The organism is Actinomadura sp. NPDC047616 (assembly GCF_040642915.1).
GTDB classification, from domain to species: domain Bacteria; phylum Actinomycetota; class Actinomycetes; order Streptosporangiales; family Streptosporangiaceae; genus Spirillospora; species Spirillospora miaoliensis.
In genome coordinates, this window is sequence record NZ_JBEYTB010000011.1 from 73479 (window position 1) to 85650 (window position 12172).

The 12172-nt window shown below is 74.1% G+C and carries 12 protein-coding genes; 7 read left to right on the top strand and 5 right to left on the bottom strand.

All coding sequences use genetic code 11. The features are described from left to right. Both ABZ801_RS25275 and ABZ801_RS25280 read right to left on the bottom strand, forming a co-directional pair. Complete coding sequence (locus ABZ801_RS25275) at nt 1-528, bottom strand: hypothetical protein (RefSeq protein WP_360702058.1); 528 nt, start codon at nt 526-528, stop codon at nt 1-3. An 86-nt stretch (nt 529-614) separates the two neighbouring features. Beyond that, entirely contained in the window at nt 615-1754 is a 1140-nt protein-coding gene (locus ABZ801_RS25280; RefSeq protein WP_360702061.1) for a GTP-binding protein, read from the bottom strand. Nucleotides 1755-1832: 78 nt separating this feature from the next. On the opposite strand from ABZ801_RS25280, the gene ABZ801_RS25285 reads away from it, so the two are divergent. The 4 genes from ABZ801_RS25285 (at nt 1833) to ABZ801_RS25300 (ending at nt 5929) form a co-directional block, all read left to right on the top strand. Next, nucleotides 1833-2084 (top strand): type B 50S ribosomal protein L31, encoded by a 252-nt coding sequence (locus tag ABZ801_RS25285; RefSeq protein ID WP_360702064.1) that lies wholly within the window; start codon nt 1833-1835, stop codon nt 2082-2084. A 133-nt stretch (nt 2085-2217) separates the two neighbouring features. Beyond that, nucleotides 2218-4002, top strand: coding sequence for a biotin carboxylase N-terminal domain-containing protein (locus tag ABZ801_RS25290; protein ID WP_360702067.1), 1785 nt, complete (start codon nt 2218-2220; stop codon nt 4000-4002). 184 nt (nt 4003-4186) lie between these two features. Further along, nucleotides 4187-5512 carry a hypothetical protein gene (locus tag ABZ801_RS25295; RefSeq protein WP_360702069.1) on the top strand — a complete coding sequence of 442 codons (1326 nt, stop codon included), beginning with the start codon at nt 4187-4189 and terminating at the stop codon, nt 5510-5512. A 114-nt stretch (nt 5513-5626) separates the two neighbouring features. Continuing rightward, nucleotides 5627-5929: a DUF5313 family protein gene (locus ABZ801_RS25300; protein ID WP_360702071.1), complete on the top strand. Its 303-nt coding sequence runs from the start codon at nt 5627-5629 to the stop codon at nt 5927-5929. A 26-nt stretch (nt 5930-5955) separates the two neighbouring features. Here the strand turns inward: ABZ801_RS25300 and ABZ801_RS25305 are convergent, their stop codons facing one another. Continuing rightward, nucleotides 5956-7341: an NAD(P)H-quinone dehydrogenase gene (locus ABZ801_RS25305; RefSeq protein ID WP_344943769.1), complete on the bottom strand. Its 1386-nt coding sequence runs from the start codon at nt 7339-7341 to the stop codon at nt 5956-5958. Nucleotides 7342-7422: 81 nt separating this feature from the next. On the opposite strand from ABZ801_RS25305, the gene ABZ801_RS25310 reads away from it, so the two are divergent. From ABZ801_RS25310 to ABZ801_RS25320, 3 genes are read left to right on the top strand one after another with little or no spacing between them, the layout of a single operon-like run. Further along, entirely contained in the window at nt 7423-7875 is a 453-nt protein-coding gene (locus ABZ801_RS25310) for a gamma-glutamylcyclotransferase (protein WP_344943774.1), read from the top strand. Nucleotides 7876-7921: 46 nt separating this feature from the next. Further along, nucleotides 7922-8722: a purine-nucleoside phosphorylase gene (locus ABZ801_RS25315; protein ID WP_360702074.1), complete on the top strand. Its 801-nt coding sequence runs from the start codon at nt 7922-7924 to the stop codon at nt 8720-8722. A gap of 9 nt (nt 8723-8731) precedes the next feature. Next, nucleotides 8732-10396 carry a phospho-sugar mutase gene (locus ABZ801_RS25320; RefSeq protein WP_360702077.1) on the top strand — a complete coding sequence of 555 codons (1665 nt, stop codon included), beginning with the start codon at nt 8732-8734 and terminating at the stop codon, nt 10394-10396. Here the strand turns inward: ABZ801_RS25320 and ABZ801_RS25325 are convergent. Together ABZ801_RS25325 and ABZ801_RS25330 are read right to left on the bottom strand one after the other, a co-directional pair. Further along, on the bottom strand, nt 10389-11066 hold the full coding sequence (locus ABZ801_RS25325) for a PH domain-containing protein (protein WP_360702079.1): 678 nt from the start codon (nt 11064-11066) through the stop codon (nt 10389-10391). The two genes, ABZ801_RS25320 and ABZ801_RS25325, sit on opposite strands and share 8 nt — an antisense overlap. After that, nucleotides 11063-12157 (bottom strand): adenosine deaminase, encoded by a 1095-nt coding sequence (locus ABZ801_RS25330; protein WP_344943785.1) that lies wholly within the window; start codon nt 12155-12157, stop codon nt 11063-11065. The genes ABZ801_RS25325 and ABZ801_RS25330 overlap by 4 nt, the downstream gene beginning before the upstream one ends. Nucleotides 12158-12172: the final 15 nt, after the last annotated feature.

Sequence of the window (12172 nt, forward strand, 5' to 3'; positions counted from 1 at the left end):
TCAGCGTTCGGGGCGCGGGTCGTTGACGGGGCGCGCCTGGGGGTCGCGGACGTGTTCGTCGACGAGGGTGACCTGGGAGCCGTCGACGGTGAAGTCGAAGCGGCGGCGCACCGACTGGGTGACCTTGCCCGTGTCGTAGCGGACCTCGGTGTGCTCGGTGGCGTCCAGGGTGATGCGGTCGCCGGTGCGTATGGCCCGCTCGGGTTCCAGGCGGGTGCGGGCGCCGGTGTACGGGGGACCGCCCTCGACCGGGGCGCGGCTGCGGTTCTGCAGCTCGCGGGCGGCCCGGTGCTGCTGGCGGGCGAGCCTCGGGGAGATCCGCACGCCCAGCACCTCGGTGGGCACCTCCTCGGGGCGCGCGCGCTGGACGAGGGCCTCGGAGCGGTACTGGAGCACCGCGCGGGCGGCGACGGTGAGCTGGTGCGTGATGTCGGCGTCCACGAACGGGCGCTCGTCGAGGACGGCGGACGAGGGCAGCGTCACACACGCGGCCAGCACGGCCGCCGCAAGACCCAGACGGCGAACCATCAGACTCCCCGGGAACCAGCCGAAATCAGAGCGAAGATACACCCCGTGAAGCGGGCTCGGGAGTACACGCGAATGTTGCCCGGCGGTCAGTCCAGGACGGCGGCGAAGGGATCGGCATAGGACTCCCAGGCCGTGGCGCCGGCGAGCATCTCCTCGTCGGTGAGCAGGCACCGGTCGAGGAGGCCGAACAGGGCGGCGCGGTCGATCCCGCCGCCGGTGAAGGCGATGAGCTGGGTGCGGTCGCCGAGCCCGGGGCGCCAGTCGAGCGCGGCGGCGGCGCGGCGGGCGGGGGACGCCGAGGCCCAGGCGGCGGGGCGGGCGGCCAGCCACGGGCCGCGGTCCTCGATGGCGAGCAGCCCGGCGACGCAGTCCCAGGCCAGGAGGGTGCCGGGACGACTGGCCAGCCACATGCGCCCGCGGCTGCGCACGGCGGCGCCCGCGACGTCCTGGATCACGTCCTGGATCACGTCCTGGATCACGTCGTGGAAGCGCACCGGGTGCAGGGGGCGCGGGCGGCGCCACACCACCGTGACGACGTCGCCGGAGTCGCGGTCGCAGGGCAGGCGGACGGTGGCGGGGTGCACCTGGGCGGCGAGTGCGGCCGGGTCAACCTGGGCCGCCAGGGTGGCGGCCGTCAGTTCCGGCAGCGGCGTGACGGGCAGGCCGGCGCCCAGGTGGTCCAGGACGCGGGCGGCCAGGGCGGTGTCGCCGGGGTCGTCGGCCGGGACGAGCACCAGGCCCGACGCGTACTCGATCTGCCGGGCCAGGACCTCGGCCACGTAGCGGTCGTCGTCGTCCAAGGCGGCCGGCGGGCGGTCGCCGAGACGCTCGTCGCAGGCGATGTCGTGCGGGAGCGCGGACGCGTCGACGGCGGTGAGGACGGCGGCCGGGCGCAGGCCGGGCGTCCTGGCGATCTCCTCGACGATCGGGCGGGTCTCCAGCGCGCCCCAGATCTCCAGGACGAGCAGGGACGCCGCGTGCGCCAGGCCCAGCAGGGCGTGCGGCGCGTCGTCGCGGACGGTGCAGGGGACGCAGCCGTGGGCGAGCGGCACGTCCGCGCGGTCCCGGACGCCCCAGGGGTCCAGGACCACCCTTGTGACGCGTCCGCCGCGCAGGTCGTGGTGGACGGCGGCCGAGTGCGACACGCCCGACAGCAGGGCGCGCACCACCTCGCCGCGGGCCCGCGCGTGCAGGCCCGCGACCACGACGACGGGAACGCTCGCCATGCCCCACTCCCCCTCCCTCGGATGGAATGAAAATCATTATCAGCGTGTTCGTCCAACTGAGCAATCTGGGAGGTCGCCATGAGGCAGGGGATCCACCCCGAGTACCGGCCGGTCGTGTTCCGCGACCGGGCCGCCGATGTCGCGTTCGTCACACGGTCGGCGGTCGTCACCGACCGCACGGTCGAGTGGCCGGACGGCCGCACGTATCCGCTGGTCGACGTGGACGTCAGCGCGGCCAGTCACCCCTTCTACACCGGCCGCGGCCGCATCCTCGACGCCACCGGCGCCGTGGAGCGGTTCAACCGCCGTTACGGCCGTAACACGCGGTGAACACGCCGGGGAGGGACGCGGCCCGCCGCGTCCCGATCCGGCCGGCCGCGGGGGCGCTATAAGGAGGGCCTTACGAAACCGGCCGCGAGTGATTATCTAGACTGCGTGCGTTGGTTGAGGGAGGAGACCCAACGTGCGCAAGGTCCTGATCGCCAACCGCGGCGAGATCGCGGTCCGCATCGCCCGCGCCTGTCGTGACGCCGGTCTGGCCAGTGTGGCGGTGTACGCCGAGCCGGATCTGGACGCGCTGCACGTTCGGGTGGCCGACGAGGCGTACGCCCTGGGCGGGCAGACCGCCGCCGACAGCTACCTGGACATCGAGAAGATCCTGAAGATCGCCGACGTGGCGGGCGCGGACGCGGTGCATCCCGGCTACGGGTTCTTGGCCGAGAACGCCGACTTCGCCGCCGCCGTGGAGGCCGCCGGCCTGACCTGGATCGGTCCGCCGCCCGCCGCGATCACCGCGCTCGGCGACAAGGTGCAGGCCCGGCACATCGCGCAGAAGGTCGGCGCGCCGCTGGTGGCGGGCACCAAGGACCCGGTCTCGGGCGCCGACGAGGTGGTGGAGTTCGCGCGGGAGCACGGGCTGCCGATCGCGATCAAGGCCGCGTACGGCGGCGGCGGGCGCGGCCTGAAGGTGGCGCGCACGCTGGAGGAGGTCCCCGAGCTGTACGAGTCGGCGGTGCGCGAGGCCGTGGCCGCTTTCGGCCGCGGCGAGTGCTTCGTCGAGCGCTACCTGGACCGGCCCCGCCACGTCGAGACGCAGTGCCTGGCCGACCGGCACGGCAACGTGGTGGTCGTGTCCACCCGTGACTGCTCGCTGCAGCGCCGCCACCAGAAGCTGGTCGAGGAGGCGCCCGCGCCGTTCCTGACCGACGAGCAGCTCGAGGTGCTGTACACCTCGTCCAAGGCCATCCTCAAGGAGGCCGGGTACGTGGGCGCCGGGACGTGCGAGTTCCTGGTCGGCCAGGACGGCACGATCTCGTTCCTGGAGGTCAACACCCGGCTGCAGGTGGAGCACCCGGTCACCGAGGAGGTGGCCGGCGTCGACCTGGTGCGGGAGATGTTCCGCGTCGCCGCCGGTGAGGAGCTGGGCTACGACGACCCGCCGCTGCGCGGCCACTCGATCGAGTTCCGGATCAACGCCGAGGACGCGGGCCGCAACTTCCTGCCCGCCGTGGGCACGCTGACGACGTGGCGTCCGCCGTCCGGTCCGGGCGTACGCCTGGACTCCGGCTACGTCGAGGGCCAGACGGTGCCGCAGGCGTTCGACTCCCTCATCGCCAAGCTGATCGTGACCGGGGCGACGCGGCGGCAGGCCGTGGAGCGGGCCCGGCGCGCGCTGGCGGAGTTCGAGATCGCGGGCATGCCGACCGTGCTGCCCTTCCACCGGGCCGTGCTGGACGACCCCGCGTTCGTCCCCCCGCAGGACGACCAGGCGTTCACCGTGCACACCCGGTGGATCGAGACCGAGTTCGACAACCGGATCCCGCCCTACGACGGCGCGGCCGCGGCCGAGGAGGCCGCCGAGGCGGGCGAACGCGAGCGGGTGACGGTCGAGGTGGGCGGCAAGCGGCTGGAGGTCGTGCTGCCCGCCGGGCTGGGCGCCGCCGTGTCCGCCGGCAACGCCGCCGCCACGGGCGCCGCGGCGCCCGCGCGCCGGCGCGGCGCCAAGAAGGGCGGGGCGGCCCAGGCGTCCGGGGACGCCCTGGTCAGCCCCATGCAGGGCACCATCGTCAAGATCGTCGCCGAAGAGGGCGCGAGCGTCGCGGCCGGGGACACCATCGTGGTCCTGGAGGCCATGAAGATGGAGCAGCCGCTCACCGCGCACAAGGCGGGCACGGTGTCCGGCCTGTCCGCCGAGGTCGGCGCGACGGTCTCGTCCGGCGCGGTCATCTGCGAGATCAAGGACGCCTGAGCCTTCGGAGCACGGCGAACACCCCCGCCCCGGCGGGGGTGTTCCGTTTTCCGCCGGGTATTGCCTCCAGGGCACGCCGGGGCGCACCACTTCATGACGATCGCGGCGAAACGCCCACCCGGCACGGAACGGAGCGCGCCGCCCGCTCGTCGTACAAGGTGACGTGAGGAGGCACACTGTCATCATGACTTCGCAGCTTCGGCGAGGGACCGCGGGCCAGGGGCGAGGCGTCCGCCGCGGTGCCCTCGCGGCCGTGGCCGCCGCGGTGTTCCTGCTGCTGTTCGGTTTCGCCGTCCCCGCCCAGGCGGACGACGTCTCGCAGATCGCCAACGGGCTCACCGGGTCCCGCCTGTACGTGACCACCGACGCCCGCGCGGCGGTGCCGGAGGCCGACCAGGCCGCCATCCGCGCCGCCCTGGACCGCCGGACGGACGCCGACGTGCGCGCCGTCGTCGTGCAGAGCGGGGTGGGCAAGAACCGGCTCGGCCCGATGCTGGAGGCGGTCGCGCAGCGCGTCGGCGAGGGCAAGACGTACGTCGGCATCACCGCCGACGGCAAGATGATGGGAATCTCCAAGGATCTGTCCGGCCAGGAGATCAACCAGCTGATCGCCCGGACCTCCGGCGGCGACATCAAGACGCGGCTGATCAGGTTCGCCGACCTGGCCGAGACCAAGGCCGACGAGAAGTCCCACGCCGGCATGGTCGGCGCGTTCGTGATGCTGGGCCTCCTGGTCGTCGTGGTGGCCGGGGCGTCGGGCGCGTTCCTGGTCGTGCGCAGGCGGCGCCGCGAGCAGCAGGCGCGCGAGATGGCCGAGCTCAAGCGGGGCGTGGAGGAGGACGTCACGCTGCTCGGCGAGGACATCGCCCGCCTGGACCTCAACGTCATGGACCCGGATCTCGACCCCGCCGCGCGCGAGGACTACGAGAAGGCCATGAACTCCTACGACCGGGCCAAGTCCGCCACCGAGCGGGCCGCCCGTCCCGAGGACATGCACGCCGTCACCGAGGCGCTGGAGGACGGCCGCTACCACATGACCGCCGTGCGGGCGCGGCTGGCGGGCGAGCCGGTGCCCGAGCGGCGCGCGCCGTGCTTCTTCAACCCGCAGCACGGGCCGTCGGTCCAGGACGTCACCTGGGCGCCGCCCGGCGGGCCCGCCCGGTCCGTCCCGGCGTGCGCGGCCGACGCGCGGCGGGTGCTGAACGGCGAGTCGCCCGACGTGCGCATGGTGCCGTACGGCGACGGGCGCCGTCCGTACTGGGACGCCGGGCCGGCCTACGCCCCCTACGCGGGCGGCTACTACGCCTCCTACGGCGGCATGGACCTGCTCAGCGGCATGATGATCGGCACCATGCTCGGCTCGATGATGTCCGGCGGCTTCGGCGGCGGCTTCGCCCCCGGTGACATGGGCGGCGGCTTCGGCGGCGACACCGGCGACATCGGCGGCGGCTGGGACTTCGGCGGCGGAGACTTCGGCGGCGGCGGCGGCGACTTCGGCGGGGGCTTCTGATCCCCCGCCGTCTCCCCTCGCGGTCGATGCCGCACCGTCCGGGCGCGTTCCCTCGGGGACGCGCCCGGCGCGTTCCCGCGAAGGCCCTCGGGTAGGCCCCTGACGATGACACGGTTGCCGGGAGATCCGGGCCCGCTGCGGCGCGTCCGCTACGTGCTGGGGTTCCGGCTGCCGCCGGAGCACCGCGAGTGGGTGCGGCACGACCTGACCGACGCGGGCTGGCGCGGCCGCATGCTGCGCCGCCATGTGGCGCTGATGGTCCCGGTCTGCCTGCTGTTCGCGCTGCTGCCGGGCGCGTGGTGGATCGGCGCGGGGGCGGGGCTGCTGGCGCTGGTCGCCAGCACGTTCACCGTGGTGATCGGCGCGGAGGACCTGCGCCGCTCCCGGCTGCGCCGGCACGGCCTGCCCGAGCCCTGACCGAACGCGGCCGGGCGTACGGCCGGCTAGAAGGCGTGCTCGGCCATCAGGCGGCGCGCCGCCTCGGTGATGCTGCCCGACAGCGACGGGTAGACGGCGAAGGTGTGCGCGACCTGGTCGACGGTCAGGTGCTGCTGGACGGCCATCGACACGCCGAGGATCAGCTCGCTGGCGCGCGGCGCGACGATCACGCCGCCGAGCACGATGCTGGTGGACGGGCGGCAGAACAGCTTGACGAACCCGTCCTGGAACCCCTGCATCTTGGCGCGGGCGTTGCTGAACAGCGGCAGCATGACCGTGCGGGCGTTGACCTCGCCGGAGTCGACCATGGACTGCGTGACGCCGACGGAGGCGACCTCCGGCTCGGTGAAGATGTTGGAGGCCACCCAGCCGAGCTTCAGGGGCTGCACGGCCTCGCCGAGGGCGTGCCACATGGCGATGCGGCCCTGCATGCCCGCCACCGAGGCCAGCATGAGGATGCCGGTGCAGTCGCCGGCGGCGTAGATGTGGGGGACGGTCGTCCGCGACACCTTGTCGACGGTGACGAACCCGCGCCGGTCGAGCGTGACGCCGACGTCCTCGAGGCCGATGCCCTGGGTGTTGGGCACCATGCCGACCGTCATCAGGCAGTGCGAGCCCTCGACCTTGCTGCCGTCCTCCAGGGTGACGATCACCCGGTCGCCGGACCGCTCCACCCCGGCGGCCCGCGACCGCGACATGACGTTCATGCCGCGCCGCAGGAACACCTCCTGCAGCACGGACGCGGCGTCGGCGTCCTCGCTGGGCAGGATGCGGTCGCGCGAGGACACCAGCGTGACCCGTGACCCCAGCGACAGGTACGCCCCGGCCAGCTCCACGCCGGTGACGCCGGAGCCGACCACGATCAGCTCCTCGGGCAGCTCGGGCAGGTCGTAGAGCTGCCGCCAGTTGAGGATGCGCTCGCCGTCCGGCTCCGCCCCGGGCAGTACCCGGGGGGTGGCGCCGGTGGCCAGCAGCACGATGTCGGCCCGGATGTGCCGGTCGCCGACCGCGACGACGTGCGGCTCGACCAGCCGCCCCTCGCCGCGTACGATCTTGACCTCCTCGTAGGCGAGCCGTTCGGCGACGTCGAACGACTGCGCCCGCGCCAGGTCCTTGACCCGCTTGTTGACGGTGGCCATGTCGGCCTCCAGGGCGCCGACGACCCCGTCCGGGCCGCCGTTGTAGCGCAGGCCCAGGTCGGCCGACTCCGACATGACCGCCATGCGGACCGAGGTGGCGATCAGCGTCTTGGACGGCACGCAGTCGGTCAGCACGCACGCGCCGCCGGGACCGTCGCGTTCCACCACGGTCACGTCGGCGCCCAGCTGCGCCGCGACGAGAGCGGCCTCGTAGCCGCCGGGGCCTCCACCGAGGATCACGATGCGGGTCACGTATCCCATTGTTTCGCATAACGGGCAGTGACCCGTCCCGGCCCGGGGTCAGCGGCCCGGTGCTGGGTACGCTTGGCTGCCGTGACACTGTACGCGGCGTACGCCTCCAACATGGACCCCGACCAGATGGCCGAGCGGGCCCCGCACTCGCCGATGCGCGGCACCGGCTGGCTGGCGGACTGGCGGCTGACGTTCGGCGGGCAGGACGTCGGCTGGGAAGGCGCCCTGGCGACGGTCGTCGAGGAGCCCGGCGAGCAGGTGTTCGTCGTGCTCTACGACGTGCCCGCCTGGGACGAGAAGGAGCTGGACGCGTGGGAGGGCGCCGCGCTCGGCGTCTACCGCAAGATCCGGGTCCGGGTGCAGACGCTGGACGGCGACGTGCTGGCGTGGATGTACGTGCTCGACGACTACGAGGGCGGCCTGCCGTCCGCCCGCTACCTGGGCATCCTGGCCGACGCGGCCGAGAAGGCCGGTGCGCCCGACGACTACGTCAAGGACCTGCGCACCCGGCCCTGCAAGTCGCTCGGCGACTGATCCGCCCGAGTCGCCCGCAGGCTGATCTCCGGGGTAGCGTCGCGGCGTGAGCACTGACGCGTTCGACCTGGCCCGGGCGGCGGCCGAGCAGCTGCGCGCCCGCACGTCCCTGGACTCCTTCGACGTCGCCCTGGTGATGGGCTCGGGATGGGTGCCGGCCGCCGACGCCCTGGGCGAGCCGGTGGCCGAGCTGGCGGTGACCGAGCTGCCCGGGTTCGCGCCGCCCGCCGTGGAGGGCCACGCGGGCCGGATCCGCGCGGTGGAGGTCGCCGGGCGCCGCGCCCTGGTGTTCCTCGGCCGCACCCACCTGTACGAGGGACGCGGCGTCGACCCCGTGGTGCACGGCGTGCGCACGGCGCTGGCCGCCGGGGTGGGCACGGTGGTGCTGACGAACGCGGCCGGCGGGCTGCGGCCCGAGCACCAGCGGGTCGGCGACCCGGTGCTGATCGCCGACCACCTCAACCTCACCGGCGGCAACCCGCTGACGGGCGCGACGTTCCTGGACATGACCGAGGCGTACTCGGCGCGGCTGCGGGCCCTGGCCCGCGAGGTCGACCCCACGCTCAGCGAGGGCGTGTACGCGGCGCTGCGCGGCCCGACGTACGAGACCCCGGCGGAGATCCGCATGCTGCGGGCGCTGGGCGCCGACATGGTGGGCATGTCCACGGTGCTGGAGACGATCGCGGCGCGCGAGGGCGGCGCGGAGGTGCTGGGGATCTCCCTGGTCACCAATATCGCGGCCGGGCTGAGCGACCAGCCGCTGGACCACGAGGAGGTGCTGGCGGCGGGCCGGGCCGCCGCCGCCCGCATGGGCGCGCTGCTGGGCACCGTGCTGTCGAAGCTGTAAGAGGCCGTCATGAGCGACTACCGCGGCCGGGCCGAGGACTGGCTGGCCCAGGACCCCGACCCGGCCACCCGCGACGAGCTGCGCGCGATCCTGGACGCCGGCGACGAGGCTGCGCTGGCCGACCGGTTCGGCGCGCGGCTGGAGTTCGGCACGGCCGGGCTGCGCGGCGAGCTGGGCGCGGGCCCCAACCGGATGAACCGGGTCACGGTCATGCGCGCCGCCGCCGGGATCGCCGCCCGGCTGCTGCAGGAGCCGCCGCCCGACGACGAGGGCGCGGGCGTGGTGATCGGGTACGACGCGCGGCACGGCTCGGAGCGGTTCGCCCTCGACAGCGCCGCGGTGCTGACCGGGGCGGGGCTGCGGGTGTGGCTGCTGCCGCGTCCGCTGCCCACCCCCGTGCTGGCGTTCGCCGTCCGGCACCTGGGCGCCGCGGCGGGGATCATGGTGACGGCCAGCCACAACCCGCCGCGCGACAACGGCTACAAGGTGTACTGGGGCGACGGCGTCCAGATCACGCCGCCGGTGGACGCGCAGATCTCGGCGGCGATCGACGCGGTCGGCCGGGTCGACGAGCTGCCGCTCGGCGAGGGCTGGACGGTGCTCGGCGACGAGATCGTCGAGGCGTACCTGCACGCTCTGTCGCACCTGCCGCTCGGCGACGCCCGCGACGTCTCGGTGGCCTACACGCCGCTGCACGGCGTCGGGCGGGACGTGCTGGAACGCGCCTTCGCCTGGACGGGCTTCCCCGCCCCCGCCGTCGTCCCCGAGCAGGCCGAGCCGGACCTCGACTTCCCCACCGTCGCGTTCCCCAACCCCGAGGAACCGGGCGTCATGGACCTGGTGGTCGGCCTGGCGGCGTCCTCGGGCGCCGACCTGGTGATCGCCAACGACCCGGACGCGGACCGCTGCGCCGTGGCCGTACCGGGCCGCGACGGCGGCTGGCGGACGCTGACCGGCGACGAGATCGGCGGGCTGCTGGCCGAGCACGTGCTGCGTCACACCACGGGCCGGGACCGGCTGGTCGTCACCACGATCGTGTCGTCGTCCCTGCTCGGCGCGCTCGCCCGCGAGCACGGGGTGCGGTTCGCCGAGACCCTCACCGGCTTCAAGTGGATCATGAAGGCGGAGCGGCCCGGCGACCGGCTCGTCTACGGGTACGAGGAGGCCCTCGGCTACAGCGCGGGCGGCGACGACGGCGTGGTCGTGCTCGACAAGGACGGCATCGGCGCGGCCCTCACCGTGGCCGCCCTGGCCGCCGAGGCCGGGCGCGACGGCCGCACGCTGCTGGACCTGCTGGACGACCAGGCCCGCCGGCACGGTGTGCACGCCACCGCCCCGCTGACGATCCGCGTCACCGACCTGGACCTGATCGGCGAGGCGATGGCCCGGCTGCGCGCGGCTCCCCCGTCCCGGCTGGGCGGCCGCGACGTGGAGGCCGTCGACGATCTGTCGGACGGGGCCGGCGGCCTGCCGCCGACCGACGCGCTGCGGTTCCGGCTGGCGTCGGCGCGGGTGGTCGTCCGCCCGTCGGGCACCGAGCCGAAGCTCAAGTGCTACCTGCAGGTCGTCCACCCGGTCGGGGACGGCGAGGACGTGGACGCCGTGCGCGCCCGCGCGGCCGCCGACCTGGACCGGCTGCGCGACGACCTGGCGTCCGCCATCGGGCTCAGCTGAGCCAGGCGGCCAGGACCAGCACGACCGACGCCGCCGCGGGCACGGCCACGCTCGCCACGGCGGGCCACGCCCAGCCCACCGAGCCCTCGGCGGCCCGCTCGGCGGCCTGCCCGCCGCGGTGGCGGGTCCGCATGTCGTTGAGCTGCTGCGCCACGAACATCGTGGGCGTCCTCCCGGCCGCGTTGGGCGGCACCCTGGACCCGCCGCCGGTCCCCGAGGCCGCACCGCCGTCGCGCATCACGGCGGGCAGCATGACCTGGCGCGGGTCGCCGCCGGACTCCGCGCGCCGGGCGGCGCGCTCGGCCTTGGCTTGGGCGCGCGGCGAGGTCTGCAGGGCCCACGCGCGGATGGTGCGCTCGGCGCCGCCGGCGTCCGCGAACGTGATCGTCACGGCGGTGGTGGGCTCGATCTTCTTGATCGCGGGCCACGGCATCCGCGTGTCGCGCAGCGGGTTGCGGACGGTGACGCCGCGCTCGTCGGCGACGATCACGGGCCGCAGCCCCACGACGTAGGCGATGCCGCAGCCCAGCAGCAGCACGGCGGCCGTCGCCGCCGACGTCAGGTCGCGGCCGCGCAGCACGATGTCCGCCAGGTTCAGCGCGGCGAACGCCAGCCACAGCCAGGCGCCGACCCGTGCGGGCGTGGAGCGGAACCGGTGCGGCGCGGTCATGCCAGCGGACGGGCGCCGCGCCACTTGAGCTGCGCGAACCCGGGCTTGATCACACCGTTGATCAGTTCCAGCCGCTCACCGAACCCGACGAACGCCGACTTCATCGCGTTGACGGTGAACCACTGCAGGTCGTCCCAGCCGTAGCCGAACGCCTCCACCAGCTTGTGGAACTCGCGGGACACGCTGGTGCCGCTCATCAGCCGGTTGTCGGTGTTGACCGTCACCCGGAAGTGCAGCCGGCGCAGCAGCCCGATCGGGTGCTCGGCGATCGACTTGGCCGCGCCGGTCTGGATGTTGGACGTCGGGCACATCTCCAGCGGGATCCGCTTGTCGCGCACGTAGGCGGCCAGCCGGCCCAGCACGGGCGCGTCGCCGTCGGTCGCGTCGATGTCGTCGATGATCCGCACGCCGTGGCCGAGCCGGTCGGCGCCGCACCACTGGATCGCCTGCCAGATCGACGGCAGCCCGAACGCCTCGCCCGCGTGGATGGTGAAGTGGGCGTTCTCGCGCTGCAGGTACTCGAAGGCGTCCAGGTGGCGGGTGGGCGGGTACCCGGCCTCGGCGCCGGCGATGTCGAACCCGACCACGCCCTCGTCCCGGTACCGGACGGCCAGCTCGGCGATCTCCATGCTGCGCGCCTGGTGCCGCATCGCGGTCACCAGCGTGCCGATGCGGATGCCGTGGGCGCGCTCCCCCGCCTTGAAGCCCTCGAGGACCGCCTCGACCACCTGCGGCAGCGTCAGCCCGTTGCGGGTGTGCTGCTCGGGCGCGTACCGCACCTCCGCGTACACCACGCCGTCGGCGGCCAGGTCCTCGGCGCACTCGTAGGCCACCCGGGTCAGCGCCTCGGCCGACTGCATGACCCCGACGGTGTGGGAGAAGGTCTCCAGGTACCGCTCCAGCGACCCGGAGTTGGACGCCTCCTCGAACCAGGTCCGCAGGTTGTCGGGGTCCGTGGAGGGCAGCGCGTCGTATCCCTCGTCGCGGGCCAGGTCCACGATGGTCTCCGTGCGCAGCCCGCCGTCGAGGTGGTCGTGCAGCAGCACCTTCGGCGCACGCCGGATCGCGTCAAGAGTCGGCCGATCGTCCATGACGGCCAACCTACC